We start from the raw sequence: 12734 nt of genomic DNA, 5'->3' as shown, positions 1-12734 counted from the left end.
CGAGCGGTACGGCGGCGTTCCCCGCGAGTGCCATACCTGAATTACCCGTAAAGAGTGCCTCAGATGACTCGCTGGCGATGGATGTCATGCGTCCTGCGGTGGTTACGCCGGCGATACCCGAAAGGGATGGGAGTCATGCTCGGGATGTATTGACAGCAAACGCTTCTCATGCCTCTATGGCGCGCCTTTCGCTTATGGCACGTGGCTCACGCATCGAGCCCATTATCTGCAATACATCCAACACCTCTACAGGGTGCGACTCATCCTTCGGTTCCTAGGCCTGCTTGATATCCCATTCCCGCTATATCCCCAGTTCGTCCCATTCATCCATGGAAAGTGAGACCCACCATGCCCGCTGACATCTTTGCGTTCTGCAACCAGAAAGGCGGAGTGGGCAAGACCACCACCGTCTTTCACCTCGCCTACGCCGTTGCCCAAACAGGGAAGCGAGCACTCGTTATCGACGTGGATCCGCAAGGCAACGCCAGCACAGTCCTGACCAGAACCGAGCTCGAGAGCGACGATGTCGGAGTTGCCGACGTTCTCGCCGAGTCGTCAAACGCGACCATCGCAGATGCTGTCGTCCCCACCATCTGGCCCGGCGTAGACCTGGTACCCACGTCGCCGGGAAACGAGTCCCTCGCCTATGTCCGCGATCAATTGGTCGTCGCCGGTGCCGGCCGAGAACGGCGGCTTCGCGACGCAATCGACGGCGTACGAGGCGTGTACGACGTGATCCTCATCGATTGCCCACCTAGCCTCGATCTGCTGACCATCAACGCCCTCGTTGCAGCGCGCGCAGCCGTCGTCGTGACTCAGTCCGCGCTGTTCTCAGCTAATGGACTCGCGCGATTGCTGCGCACCATCGATGCAGTCAAGCGCAGCTACAACCCGGACCTCGACATGCTCGGCGCGATCGTCAACCTTCACGAGATCGCGACGATCAGCGGTCGAGAGCAATTGATCGAGATCGCCGCAAGCATCAACATCCTCGGCGATGCCGTTCCCAAGCGTGTTGTCATCAAAGACTCGATGGAGGCCCAAACCAGCCTGGTTGACTGGGGGACCACACAATCGCGCAGCCTGTCGACGATCTATCGCGACACTCTTGCGCTGCTCACGAAGGGCCACCTGTGATGGCCCGGCCCGAACGTATGAAGAGCGCACTCGCCGGGTCGAGCCCGGTCGATCCGCCGGAGCATGCGCAGCGGCCACCCGAGACCGTTGTGTCGGCCGAGACCGGTGCGCAACCGTCACCGGACGACGCGAAACAGAAGCGGTCGTACTACCTGTACCAGTCCACCGTCGAAGATCTTCTCAACGCAGCCGAAGCGTTGTCCGCTACGCCCGGCGCGCCACGGGGCCCGTCGGATCTTGTCAATGCGGCAATCGAAGACTACTTGGAGTTGTTGCGCAACAGGTTCAACGACGGGTTGCCGTTCCCGCAACGAACTGGCCCTCTCGCACGAGGACCGAGAATCCGATGAGCCGATCACACTCCGCGGCAACCCCGTTGACAACGAAGCCGTCAGACGTCGTTGCGCTGCATCCAGCGATTTTGCAGTGGGCTCTCGCAACAGCCGTTGCGCTGACAGTTGGCATCGCCGGGGCGTCCTTCTGGCTCAGTTTCGCTGTGCTGCGTGATCTCGCGGTGATGGCTGGGATAGGTCCCGGCGAGGCGTGGGTGATTCCGACGGTGTTGGACGGCGCAATCGTCTCGACAACTGTGACAGCCATTGCGCTGTCCAATCACACGGACAGCCGCACGATCAAGGGCCGTCGCTTCGTCGTCACGATCTTGCGTGTTGCCGCCTCGGCATCGATTGCGGGTAACTCGTACCACGCGGTGTTGAGCGCGACGGTGCTTCCGGCCGTGGTGTCGGCGGGTATTGCCACCATTGCACCTATTGCACTCCTTGCTATGACGGAAGTGCTGGCTGTGATCCTTCGTGCGCCCCGCGGGACCGTAGGGGCGGAGTTCGCGCGTGCTGCAGCAGAAGAGCCGGATCGGACGAATACCGAGCTCAGCCACAAAGACCATGGCCTGAGCGGGGATGATCCAGAGGGCGAAGACGGCTCGCGAGGAGAACAGGCCGACGCGTCGGATTTTTATCGGCGACCTCCAGACGGCCTCACACCGGAAGTTGCGGAAACAGCGCGGCTTCGACACGCCCACCGCGAATGGTCGTGGGCACGAATCGGTAGAGAAACGGACGGCTCCGTTGCATCGACCGCGATGCGCCGATATCGGAAGTGGGAAGAAGTCACTGCAGGGATCGTCGAGGGCCACCATGACGGGCAATCGGATTTCGATACCCCGCCATCCAGCGAGCGTGATCACATGTTTGCGGACTAGGGGTGCTGCCGCGGCACAGAGCTTTGTTACTTTCCGTCGCTCCCGCACAGTCGCCCCACGCTATTGATGGCTGTGAGGTGGTCACCTCGGACGGTTCGGCGCGCGTCAAAACACGCGCTGCCCAGGGACCACCTTCGGCGGTCTCCGGATTGAGCTCCGCTGCGCTCCGCACTACAGAAAGAACAATTTCTTTCGCACATCTGGCTCCGGTCGAGCATGCAACACCCTGACCCGTCTTACCCAACCCTGACTCCGCGTCGCTCCGGCCCGATGGGCTCCGAAAACTTTTCAAAGCGCCTGCGGCTGAAAACTTTCCGGATCAGCGCCAGGACGCCGGTCCAGTGCGCCGCCTTCTCTCCTTCGCGCCAGATGACGGCGAAAGAAATTGGAAGAGCGAAAGGGCCGGGGGAGCCGGTTCCGCAACAGAAAGAGAGCCCGACGTGCCGCAGAATACTTCCAGCACAGGACGACGGACCACCGCCGCACACAACGCCCGGACCACCGGAATCGTCACCCACACAACCGTCCTGGTCTCCGGACCCCAACAGGCCACTATCACCGCTACCTCCGCAGCCACCGACGAAGCGCAGATGATCGTCGCACTAGGTCACGTCATGATGACCTTCCGCAGCGCCGAAACAGTATCCGCAGTCATCACTGGATTTGCCACCGTCCGGGCCGCACTCGCCGGAGCCGATGGACAAGCCCCTCACCCCGCGCAACCAGGCGCAGAATTCGGGGCCGCCGCGATCTCTGTCCTGTGGCTCGATAGCCCCGAACACACCGCAGTGCCGCACCACCGCTACAGCTCCGAACAACGTCGCACCATCCACTGGGTAGACCTGCACATGGGACCTGTGACTTGGCGCATCACCGACCGCATCGGGTACGACACGTTGATGGCCGAACTCCGACGCGTTCACCGTGCTGCCGTCGGAGTATTTCTCGACGGCAGCCGCTACCGCCGCGACCCCGCCAAACTCCTCGATGTCTTCGACGACGTCTAGTACCACACGTTCGGCCCCAACCCCGGGGCCGAACGTCGTTTATCCACAGGCTGACTCGACACGACAGTTGTCCACACCCTCGCTGGATTGGTCTCCGCAGCGAACGCTTTGTTACGGACCTCGTGTGACGCTCGATTAGAAGCAGCTGGCCGGCACGAGCGACAAGGAACCAACGATGATCACCTGGACAGTCACCACACACCCTGAGGACAACCCGGAGATTCTGGCCGCAACCGGAGCAGAACCCAATCTCCAGGTTGCGAAACGCGCCGCCGCCGATGCCGTCCGTATCGCCCTCCTCGACGCGCGCGAGCACGCATCGTCCGACAACGGCAGCCCGCCGTCCTATCTCGTCACACTCGACGGAACCTGTGCCCTCATCATCGGACTCGGAAGCTGCAGGCCCGAGAACTACAACGCCGTCCTCGACAGCCTCGAGCAGTTCGACGGCTCTGCGCCACCGAACCTTCTCTACATCTGATCCACATTTCTGCGATGACGATGAACTCGGCAGGACCGAGCAAAGCGCCACCGGAATACCGAATCCAGTTCTCCCACAACTGACCCCGCAAAAAGAAACGAGGTGAACAGATGACCCCGTTGAGAGCAGTCGAACCCGCCGACGACGATCACGCTGATCTGACGGACCATCCGGAGACGGCACCGGAAGCACTGGCGATCTGCGCAATGATGTGGTTGCAGGACACCGACGAGGCCGCCCGCATCGCAGCGACATTGCAGGCTAACGATTTCCATGATCCCGTCTATCGCGAGCTGTACGGCATCGTGCAGGAGCTCATCATCGACAACCTCCCACACGACCCCGCGAGTGTTCTGGGCGTCCTCGTCCGGTCAGGTGCCAGTGGACACCGCGGTGCACGGCTGCGTCGAACACTGACCGACGTCACCGCAGCGAACGCATGCGGAGCATCGGCAACCGACTACGCCGGCATGGTCCTGTCAGAAAGTTACCGACGTAGTTTTTTCGACGCTGGGATTAGAATTCAGCAGCTCGCCGAGGAAGCGCCGGAAGAATTTCTGTTCGACCAGCTCGTCGAAATTGGAATGGCGCAACGTGAAGCGACGAACCGCCTGAACGCCTTCCGCAGCGGCAGCACACAGTGACGGCGCGGGGAGAGACAGAGTCGGGCGATGAGCGGCGTCGAGCTGCCCTCGCTTCTGTCCGGTTGGCCGCCGCAGATGTCGCGCATCTCGACACAGACGAAGTCGTGGACCTCGCTGCCGGGCGTGAGATAGATGATGCGTTGGCCGCCGGCAACGCACTCAGTGACGTTGCGCTGTCCCTCGGTTACACCGAGGCAGTCGCGTCAGACCTTCTGGGCAAGTTCCGAGAGTTCCGCGACAGTCTCGCGGCGCGGAACCAAATTCCCCTGTTCTGAAATTTTTCACGCACACCTCGCATTGCCGCCATGACTCGAAAAGGCCTATGCCATGAACTTCATCCGCATCGACACCGACCGAGGCTCCCTCTACGGGCCATCCTTCGCCGAGACGCTGACGCACTTTTTCGGACAGAACCAGCACGTCGAATGGGAATGCCACAAGCTCACCGCCGGATACTCCGGTGGGCGATGCACAATGTCGACCGCTGTCCGATTGAATCACCGCGGACAGTGGATCGTCGCCGCTCGATCCTTCGGCTCCCGCACCGTCGATGCGATCCCCGAGTGCGCAGTTCGCAGCGAATCGAATTTCGCCGTCGCACCGTTCGATGCACCCAAGTTGCCTCGCTGGGTTTACGAGTGGGCCCATGACCTAGTGATCTGACCTGCACGGTATCGATCGACCGTTGCAGACCGGATACAAACCTGCGTCAACGCCACGACGCTGAAGCGGTGCGCACCAATGCAGAAAGCAACGTCCCGCCCACGCCGCAAGATCGGCCGCTTGCCGAAACTTCGACGAGTTGTTGGGGGTGCTGCGCAGCGTGCAGCGATTCGAACCCACCACACGAAAGGAACCCGGCCGTGCCCGCACAAGCCTGGATCACCCTCATAGTCGGCGTGTTCGCCGTCGTCGGCGTCGCCGGAACCGTCAACCAACGCACCCGAGCGGACAACCGCTCCCAATCCTGGCAACGAATCACCTGGTGCCTCGAACGCACCGTCAGCGACAACCCGGACGAAGTTGCGCTCGGCTGGACCGTGTTCGGTACCGTCGCCGCAACGCCCTTCATTGCCAAGACCGATCGTCGCACACTCCGAGCAATTGCCGACCGAGGTATTGCGCCCAGCAGCGACGACCTAGCGGAAACCGGCGACAACAGCGACAATGGACCTACAACACCCCGCGAGGAGCGCCCATGACCACCACCGAACCACGCCGGGCATGGACCCCCGAGCAACGCCGGAAGGTCCGCGCCGCAGCCGCAGGAGCCTCGATCAAGCTCCGCGAGTACGACAACGATCCAGTCCCACAGTGGCTACGCGACGTCGCCGCAGGCAAAGACACCAAGCCGCCGACTGACTGACAACCCCATCTACCTGACAAGGCCTGCCCTCAAACCTGGGGACGGGCCTTCGTCATGTCGCGCACATCGGGAATCGACGCCATCGACTACGAAGACCGACTGGCCGCCATGCGGGCGGCAGGCGAATCGAACTCCACTGCGCTCCGTCCTGCCAGAGCCCGGGCAGCAGAGGGAACATGAAGCCGCCCCCTCACGTAGACGAGGCGGCTCGCCGCCCGTCAGTGTGCGGCGTTGTACGCCTCTTCGATGTCGGCCGGGATGCGGCCGCGTTCGCTGATTTCGTAGCCCTGGTCGAACGCCCACTGCCGGATCGCCCGCGTCTGCTCGGGATCACGCTTGCCCGATCCGCCGGCCGCTGTCGTGGCCGACGCGGCAGCGGGGGAGGGCTTGCGCTTGCGGCCACCGACTCGCGTCGCGTGTCCGACGTAGTAGTCGAGCTTCTTGTGAAAGTCGTTCGCGTTCTTCGCCTTCAGGTCGATCGAGTACTCGACGCCGTTGATTACGAATTCGATCGTCTCGCCGGATTCGTCGCCGATGACCGTCCCGTCGATATCGTCCACCAATTGGGTTGTCACTTTTTTGGCCACAGTCGGAGAACCTTTCGTTGATACATTTGCAATGCGCGACCGCATCCGTACTGATGATCGTAACCAGCGCCAAGACCTGCATTCGGCATCGACACAATCGATCGAGCCGCCGCACGTTCGGATTCGATGCTCCGCACTCGACCTGACACGTGCCGCGGCAGTGCCGCCTCCGTCGCATCGCGAAGTTGTCGAGCAGACTATAATCATTGCCTTGCAACGGTATTCGACCGTATGACCACGCTCGCACGTCCCCTTCTGAGCCGCCCCTACGGTCACCAGGTTGGTCGTACGAGTCCTCCGAGTTTGACATGCAGGGGACCCCGACCAATCCACCCGCGGTCGCAGGCTCCCTCTTCGGGGTTGACTGACCACCTTCGTCATGTCGAGCGGGGATGTCTGGTCCGATCCTTTGGAAGGTACCCCTGTCGTGGACGATTACCAGGCCATCAGAATCTCATAGGCGCGGCCGCGAATGCCGCCGCTGGACATCCGCACGCGAAGCGTTAGGCCACGCAAGGTCTCGCGCTCGCCATCGCAGGAGAGCTTCCAATGCTCATCGAAGAAGCCGAAGGTGTACTCGGACGCATCGCGCACGACAACACCCGTAGGTGGTGCAACCGGCAGCACTGTCGTTTTACGACTGCACGGCGTTCGATCCCGACACCCCGGGTGTCAGCCGTCAGCCGCTGCGAGCGGCCACCTGCCGACAGGCGCGTTGGTGAATCCCGTCACCCCACGTCGAAGAGGGCCGCGCACCAAGGATTCGAGGCCCGGCTTCGTGTGAAATACGCACTGGCCTGCGCAATCAGTGGCGTCGCCGAATTCTTGTTTCAGTCCTACGGTCGAATGATTGTTGCCGAACCGCCGCGTACCGGTGCTTTCATGTCGCCGGGTGGCGACGCATTTTGGTCCGGACTTCATTTGGTGAAGTTTGCAACGTCGGCCGATGAGCCACCTATCCGCAACGGACCCCTCGCGTGCCAGGTGACTTATTCGGAGCGCGATGAACTGGACGAGTAGCGCCCTGCATCGCGGGAGCCGTCTATGCGACCTACTTGACATCAGCCCTCTGCTGTGACCACCATTACAGCATCAAGTGATAGTAATTATCACTCTATGAGAGGAAGACATGAAGGTAGCCATCCTGGGACTCGGCGAAGCCGGCACCCTCTACTCGTCGGGCTTTGCGGCAATCGGTTGGGAGGTAACAGGTTTCGACCCCGCCGATACCGCCACACCGTCGGACGTCGTCCGTTTCGACGACGTATCGGACGCGGTGGCCGGTGCAGACCTGGTTCTGAGCCTGACCAGCTCAAAGGTGGCCGTGCAGGCCGCGACGGCAGCGGCCCCGCACCTGAGCGCGGGAACGACGTACGCGGACATGAACTCCGCATCCGCTGCCGTGAAAAATGACGTGGCCGCAGCGGTATCGGCCACCGTCGGCGTCGCGTTCGCCGACGTCGCCGTCGTCGGTTCCGTCCCGGCGCACGGGGCCCGCACTGCACTGGTCGTCAGCGGTTCGGGCTCTGGCACCGCGGCAAAGCACTTTCGCGCGCTGGATGCTCCGGTCGAAGACATCGGCGGTGCGCCCGGCGATGCGTCACGGCGAAAGTTGTTGCGTAGCAGCTTCATGAAGGGCCTCGGAGCGCTGATCGTCGAATCCACCGAAGCCGGTGCTGCGGCCGGTGCCGAACAGTGGGTACGCGGCCAGATCGCCGCCGAACTGTCGGATGGCTTCGATGCCCTCGATCGACTGCACGACGGAACCCGCAAGCACGCCGCCCGTCGCGCGGTGGAAGCCGCAGCATCGGTTGAATTGCTCGACGAGCTCGGTGTTCGGCCGGTTCTCGCCGCGGCCGCCGCGGAACTGCACGCTTCATTGGCCGACGCCGACGGACGCGACACCGGCGAACTCGCCGGCGCCTACTCGGGGCTTCCGGTTGCGAACATCGGCGATGCACGCCAACGAATGGGAATGGTCGACTCGGGCATTCATGCGATGTGGAAAGGTGCCCGTACCGTCGGGCGAGCGCGTACGGTATGGACGCGAGCGGGAGACAACAAGGCCCTGCAAGCGGCCGTGGCGAAGGTGCTCCCCGGTGAGGTGATCGTCATCAACGGACATGGCGACCTCAACCGTGCCCTGATGGGCGAACTGCTCGCCGAGCGCGCCCGGTCCCGTGGATGTGTCGGCATGGTCATCGACGGCGCTGCGCGCGACATCGATGTACTCAAGGAGATCGGCTTCGGAGTCTGGGCCCGGGCGGTCAATCCGGCGGGCCCGTACAAGGACGGCCCCGGCTACAACGACATCCCCGTCGCGGTCGGAGGAGTCGTCTGCAACCCCGGTGATCTCGTCGTCGCCGATGACGACGGCGTCATCATCGTCCCCGCCGCCGAAGCCTTCGGCAGCCTGGCCGGTGGCCGCGCCGTCGAGGCCGACGAAGCGCAACGCCGCGCCGCGATCATCGCAGCCAGGACCGCGTCATGATCGCCATCTGGGCGCTGGTGTCGTTCATCGTCGCCATCATCTTCTGGAACGCGGTGCTCAAACGAAACATCGGCGAGGCGATGATCGTCGGGTTCCTGGTAGTCGGTGCGTTCGCCGGCCGGAGCGCACCCGAATACATGTGGCACGGATTCCTCGACTCGATGCAGGAAGAGGTCACCTTCGCCGGACTCGCCTTCATCTTCATGAGCTTCGTGCTGGCAAAGACCCCGGTACTCGACCGCCTCATCGACATCCTGAACACCTTCTTCGGCCGCCTGCGCGGCGGACCGATCTATACCTCGACGGTGGCGGGTGGCATGTTCGGTGCCATCGCACACGTCGGTGCATCCGTCACCGCCGCAGTCGGATCCGTCACGGTGCCGTGGATGAAGCGATCCGGCGTCAGCGGCGAACTGTCCGCCACCGTCGTCGCAGGCTGCGCGGGAATGGGTGTGACTTTCCCCTTCAGTGCGACCATGTTCATCCTCGTCGGCTCCACCACCGTCACCGGTTTGATGGAACCCGATGAGATCATCCTTCCCCTTGCTTTGGCCGGATTGTGGTGCCTGGGTTACCGATTGGCGCTGAACTACTATCTGGTCCGCAAGAACGGTCTGCAGCCCATAGCCGAGGAAGACCGCATTCCCGCTCGCAAGAGTCTGCGCGCCGGATGGACGTCACTGCTGCTCTTCGTTCCGATCATTATTCCGTTGTTGCTCACCCGCGGTCCGATTGCGGTTCCCATCGCCGAATACACCGATCTCGTGATGTCCAGCGCACTCAGCCTCATCACCTGGATCCCGGTTCTGATGATTCTTCTGGTGTTCTTCCTCGGCCGTCGTCATCTGCCGAAGACCGGTCGAGGATGGTGGAAGATTCTCGGCGACACAGCACCTCAGTTCGGCGTCATCGGTGTCACGATCGTGGCAGCGTTCTCCGCCTCGAACGTCCTCGGCGATCTCGGGCTTCCCGAGCAGCTGACCACCATGCTGGCTAACCTCAGCGCACCCGCTTGGCTGATGGCCATTCTGGTCGGCGTCATCATCGTTGTCATCGCCATCCCGCTCACCGCATCGGCCACGATGGCTGCCGTCGGCGGCGTCGCCGTCGCTGCACTGGTCGGTGTCGGGATACCCGCACCGGTTGCGGCCGCAGCCGTCCTGGTCTTCGCATCCACCGAGGGCGCGTCGCCCCCGTCTGGAGCCCCGATCTACGTTGCCGCAGGTATCGCACGCGTCGACCCGGCAAAGATGTTCGTGCCGTTGTTGAAGTACTACTGCATCCCGATTCTCGGCGTTGGAGTTCTCATTGCTCTCGGGCTCCTGCCAGTCAGCTGATGACCACTACGAAAGGAAAGTCCATGCTCGAAAAATGCATCTCGACGATCTTCAGGGTCAGCGTGGTGGCCTTCCTGCTCGGGGGACTGGCCATCGTCGTCCTTCAGGGCGGCGGACTCATTGCCGGTAACGGCGAGTTCGTCACGCACATCGAGGAATTGCTCGCCCCATGGGCATACGGGTCCGCCGGCGTTGCCGGGCTGCTCGCGTTCGCACTGTCGTACTTTCACCGACCCGACGACGAATCGTCGTCGACGGAGGATCCTGCTCGCACGGCAACTGCGGAACACGCATGACCGATCGATATGTGGCACCGGGTTTGCATACGGGGTCCCCGTATGCAGACCTGGTGACGCGCACCGACGCTGCACCGGCCGGATCAAGCTGGGGTTTGTTCGATGATCCCGATCGGGGCACCGCCAATTTCGCCGGCCCTGCGCACATCGTGGAGGCGGCCCGGATCGTCACTCGCGGAGACTGTTTCAGTCTCGACTATGCGGTGGGAGCGTTCGATCCGCCGATGGCGCGTTTACGGTCCGCCCCGACGCACACTATCCTCAGCGCCCACGAACAATCTCGTGACGACGTCCTGGACCGCTTCTTTCTGCAGACGAGCAGCCACCTCGACGGTCTTCGTCACCGCAGGGTCTCCGGTCACGGCTTTTACGACGGGGTCGACGACGCAGCTATCGTGGTCGGCGCACCACGCTTGGGAGTGCAGGCGTGGGCAGACAATCCGATCGTCGGGCGCGGATTGGTCCTCGACATCGAAGGGATAATGATCGAGGACGGCACACCCCTCGACCACCTCAAGGGACCGGCACTTGACGCGCACATACTCGACGACGCCGCCCGTCGACAGCATGTGGACGTCCTACCGGGAGATCTGATCCTCGTTCATACCGGTTGGGCTCGGTGGTACTTGAACGCGACCAGTGAAGAGCAGAACTCGGTCCGCGAGGGGCGGCGCGCGACCGGTTTCGCGCAACACCCGGCGTTACTTGAGTGGTTGTGGGACAACAAGATCGCACTGTTCGCCACCGACACGTTCGCCGTGGAAGTACTGCCGGTGCTCGAGGGCAGCCCGTTCCTGGACTCGGCACCTGAGGACAAGGGAATGATGCACCAGGAGTTGATCGGGAAACTCGGTGTTCCACTGGGCGAGCTGTGGAACCTCACCGATCTGGTGGCAGACAGCCGCGCCACCGGAACGTGGGAGGCCATGGTCACTGTTAAACCGTTACCGATCGTCGGCGGTGTCGGATCACCGTGCAACGCGGCTGCCCTACGCTGACGTTTGTTTATCGCACGGTGATAAGTTCTCTTGAGCGATTTTTCGAGAGGACGACTATGGCAGCGCCGGCAGGCAACATGCGATCTCTCGACCGCGCATTCGATGTCCTTACGGTTCTTCAGTCGGCCAAGCAACCCCTTCGGCTGAGCGAACTTGCCCGTCTGGCCGATCTGCATGTCGCCACGGTGCAACGCATCCTCGGGGTGTTGATGGAGCGAGGCTTTGCAGCACGATCGGCAGATGGGTACACCGCTGGTCCCGCTGCCCTCGCCGTGGCACACGCATTCATGGTGACCAACCCGCTGAGCGTGCTCGCCCAGCCGATCCTGCAACAGCTCGCCGCCAACACCGGGTTCACCGCGTCGATCTACGTGCGTGTCGAGCACAGCCGAGTGCTCATCGCACGTGTGGAGAGCGATCATCCGCTGAGCTACGTCCTCCCTGTAGGCGAGCGACTCCCGCTTCATCTCGGTGGGGCGGGCAAGACGATCCTCGCCGAAATGAGCGGTTCGGAGATAGACGACGCCATGGCCGGGGTCGGCGAGATCGCGCATGCCGACGGGAGCGTCCTGACCAAAGCCGACTTTCGGGGTCAACTCGAGCAGATCCACCAAGATGGATACGCCTTCTCCATCAGCGAACGACTGTTCGGGATTGCATCGGTCACCGCACCGGTACACGCTCAGGACGGCGCCCTGGCCGCCGTTCTCGGTGTGACAGGCCCGGCGGAGTCGTTCGGCGAGGGCACCCGCACCAAGGTCGTGGCCGAAGTCCGCCGAGCAGCAGCAATATTGGGAGCGCGCGTCCCAACCAGCCGATGACGACAGCGGCGCACCGACGTCAAGAGAGCTCTAATCGGCGGCGCATCTTTGCCATCCACCCCAGCCTCGGCCGCTTCGTCTAATAACGACGTAGTTGGGGCCCGAAATTCAACAACGAATCGGCCGAGCGTCGACCCGCAATGATGAACTCGAAGTTCTCTACGCAGCAGTCACCTTCTCAAAACCAGAGGCCGACACGTATGGTCTTCGTCGCGAAGCACTGCCCACAGGACATTCGCTCGGCGCGGGCCAGGCCAATGACTGCTTGGGTGTGACGTTTCCCCTCGGCCCGCTATCATTGGTAATGGGTTTCTGATTCGGGTGACGATCGGGCGCTGAGCTGCGCCGAC

At 62.6% G+C, this 12734-nt stretch carries 18 protein-coding genes; 16 read left to right on the top strand and 2 right to left on the bottom strand.

The features are described from left to right. Positions 1–348 precede the first annotated feature (348 nt). From CH305_RS01625 to CH305_RS29325, 11 genes are all read left to right on the top strand, one after another. On the top strand, positions 349–1137 hold the full coding sequence (locus CH305_RS01625; RefSeq protein ID WP_094702278.1) for a ParA family protein: 789 nt from the start codon (positions 349–351) through the stop codon (positions 1135–1137). Further along, the gene (locus CH305_RS01620; RefSeq protein WP_094702276.1) at positions 1137–1487 is read left to right on the top strand and encodes a hypothetical protein; all 351 of its coding nucleotides are present in this window, start codon (positions 1137–1139) and stop codon (positions 1485–1487) included. Before CH305_RS01625 ends, CH305_RS01620 begins: the two co-directional genes overlap by 1 nt. Further along, complete coding sequence (locus CH305_RS01615; protein ID WP_094702274.1) at positions 1484–2356, top strand: DUF2637 domain-containing protein; 873 nt, start codon at positions 1484–1486, stop codon at positions 2354–2356. Before CH305_RS01620 ends, CH305_RS01615 begins: the two co-directional genes overlap by 4 nt. A gap of 440 nt (positions 2357–2796) precedes the next feature. Then, on the top strand, positions 2797–3363 hold the full coding sequence (locus CH305_RS01610; protein WP_094702272.1) for a hypothetical protein: 567 nt from the start codon (positions 2797–2799) through the stop codon (positions 3361–3363). A gap of 175 nt (positions 3364–3538) precedes the next feature. Further along, positions 3539–3844, top strand: a complete 306-nt coding sequence (locus CH305_RS01605) for a hypothetical protein (protein WP_094702270.1) — start codon at positions 3539–3541, stop codon at positions 3842–3844. Between the two features lie 110 nt (positions 3845–3954). Then, the gene (locus CH305_RS01600; protein WP_094702268.1) at positions 3955–4488 is read left to right on the top strand and encodes a DnaB-like helicase N-terminal domain-containing protein; all 534 of its coding nucleotides are present in this window, start codon (positions 3955–3957) and stop codon (positions 4486–4488) included. 104 nt (positions 4489–4592) lie between these two features. Beyond that, positions 4593–4763, top strand: coding sequence for a hypothetical protein (locus tag CH305_RS29330; protein WP_256983451.1), 171 nt, complete (start codon positions 4593–4595; stop codon positions 4761–4763). A 52-nt stretch (positions 4764–4815) separates the two neighbouring features. Beyond that, a complete protein-coding gene (locus CH305_RS01590; protein ID WP_094702264.1) occupies positions 4816–5151 on the top strand; it encodes a hypothetical protein in 336 nt (111 codons plus the stop codon). Between the two features lie 200 nt (positions 5152–5351). Further along, entirely contained in the window at positions 5352–5690 is a 339-nt protein-coding gene (locus tag CH305_RS01585) for a hypothetical protein (protein ID WP_179278146.1), read from the top strand. Then, the gene (locus tag CH305_RS28875; protein WP_155290214.1) at positions 5687–5854 is read left to right on the top strand and encodes a hypothetical protein; all 168 of its coding nucleotides are present in this window, start codon (positions 5687–5689) and stop codon (positions 5852–5854) included. Before CH305_RS01585 ends, CH305_RS28875 begins: the two co-directional genes overlap by 4 nt. Positions 5855–5908: 54 nt before the next feature. Continuing rightward, positions 5909–6034 (top strand): hypothetical protein, encoded by a 126-nt coding sequence (locus tag CH305_RS29325; RefSeq protein WP_256983449.1) that lies wholly within the window; start codon positions 5909–5911, stop codon positions 6032–6034. Positions 6035–6072: 38 nt separating this feature from the next. Here the strand turns inward: CH305_RS29325 and CH305_RS01580 are convergent, their stop codons facing one another. Both CH305_RS01580 and CH305_RS28870 read right to left on the bottom strand, forming a co-directional pair. After that, complete coding sequence (locus CH305_RS01580) at positions 6073–6441, bottom strand: Lsr2 family protein (protein WP_094702262.1); 369 nt, start codon at positions 6439–6441, stop codon at positions 6073–6075. A 435-nt stretch (positions 6442–6876) separates the two neighbouring features. Then, entirely contained in the window at positions 6877–7035 is a 159-nt protein-coding gene (locus CH305_RS28870) for a hypothetical protein (RefSeq protein WP_179278145.1), read from the bottom strand. A 535-nt stretch (positions 7036–7570) separates the two neighbouring features. Here CH305_RS28870 and CH305_RS01570 point away from each other — a divergent pair. Genes CH305_RS01570 through CH305_RS01550 form a run of 5 tightly spaced genes read left to right on the top strand, consistent with a single transcriptional unit; the run spans position 7571 to position 12384 of the window. Next, a complete protein-coding gene (locus tag CH305_RS01570; protein WP_094702260.1) occupies positions 7571–8932 on the top strand; it encodes a DUF1932 domain-containing protein in 1362 nt (453 codons plus the stop codon). Further along, a complete protein-coding gene (locus CH305_RS01565) occupies positions 8929–10269 on the top strand; it encodes a TRAP transporter large permease subunit (protein ID WP_037192097.1) in 1341 nt (446 codons plus the stop codon). The genes CH305_RS01570 and CH305_RS01565 overlap by 4 nt, the downstream gene beginning before the upstream one ends. Next, entirely contained in the window at positions 10269–10565 is a 297-nt protein-coding gene (locus tag CH305_RS01560) for a hypothetical protein (RefSeq protein ID WP_256983448.1), read from the top strand. Before CH305_RS01565 ends, CH305_RS01560 begins: the two co-directional genes overlap by 1 nt. Next, positions 10562–11563, top strand: coding sequence for a cyclase family protein (locus CH305_RS01555; RefSeq protein ID WP_094702258.1), 1002 nt, complete (start codon positions 10562–10564; stop codon positions 11561–11563). Before CH305_RS01560 ends, CH305_RS01555 begins: the two co-directional genes overlap by 4 nt. Before the next feature lie 56 nt (positions 11564–11619). Further along, on the top strand, positions 11620–12384 hold the full coding sequence (locus CH305_RS01550) for an IclR family transcriptional regulator (RefSeq protein ID WP_094702256.1): 765 nt from the start codon (positions 11620–11622) through the stop codon (positions 12382–12384). Positions 12385–12734 lie beyond the last annotated feature (350 nt).

Origin of the sequence: Rhodococcus sp. 15-649-2-2 (assembly GCF_002258645.1) — a bacterium.
Classification (GTDB): Bacteria; Actinomycetota; Actinomycetes; order Mycobacteriales; family Mycobacteriaceae; genus Rhodococcoides.
This window is presented reverse-complemented; position numbering and strand designations above follow the sequence as displayed.

Excerpts from the sequence above, each read along its gene's own strand:
- CH305_RS01625 (WP_094702278.1), top strand. The coding sequence starts at position 349 with ATGCCCGCTGACATCTTTGCGTTCTGCAACCAGAAAGGCGGAGTGGGC.
- CH305_RS01620 (WP_094702276.1), top strand. The coding sequence starts at position 1,137 with ATGGCCCGGCCCGAACGTATGAAGAGCGCACTCGCCGGGTCGAGCCCG.
- CH305_RS01615 (WP_094702274.1), top strand. The coding sequence starts at position 1,484 with ATGAGCCGATCACACTCCGCGGCAACCCCGTTGACAACGAAGCCGTCA.
- CH305_RS01605 (WP_094702270.1), top strand. The coding sequence starts at position 3,539 with ATGATCACCTGGACAGTCACCACACACCCTGAGGACAACCCGGAGATT.
- CH305_RS01600 (WP_094702268.1), top strand. The coding sequence starts at position 3,955 with ATGACCCCGTTGAGAGCAGTCGAACCCGCCGACGACGATCACGCTGAT.
- CH305_RS01590 (WP_094702264.1), top strand. The coding sequence starts at position 4,816 with ATGAACTTCATCCGCATCGACACCGACCGAGGCTCCCTCTACGGGCCA.
- CH305_RS28875 (WP_155290214.1), top strand. The coding sequence starts at position 5,687 with ATGACCACCACCGAACCACGCCGGGCATGGACCCCCGAGCAACGCCGG.
- CH305_RS29325 (WP_256983449.1), top strand. The coding sequence starts at position 5,909 with ATGTCGCGCACATCGGGAATCGACGCCATCGACTACGAAGACCGACTG.
- CH305_RS01570 (WP_094702260.1), top strand. The coding sequence starts at position 7,571 with ATGAAGGTAGCCATCCTGGGACTCGGCGAAGCCGGCACCCTCTACTCG.
- CH305_RS01565 (WP_037192097.1), top strand. The coding sequence starts at position 8,929 with ATGATCGCCATCTGGGCGCTGGTGTCGTTCATCGTCGCCATCATCTTC.
- CH305_RS01560 (WP_256983448.1), top strand. The coding sequence starts at position 10,269 with ATGACCACTACGAAAGGAAAGTCCATGCTCGAAAAATGCATCTCGACG.
- CH305_RS01555 (WP_094702258.1), top strand. The coding sequence starts at position 10,562 with ATGACCGATCGATATGTGGCACCGGGTTTGCATACGGGGTCCCCGTAT.
- CH305_RS01550 (WP_094702256.1), top strand. The coding sequence starts at position 11,620 with ATGGCAGCGCCGGCAGGCAACATGCGATCTCTCGACCGCGCATTCGAT.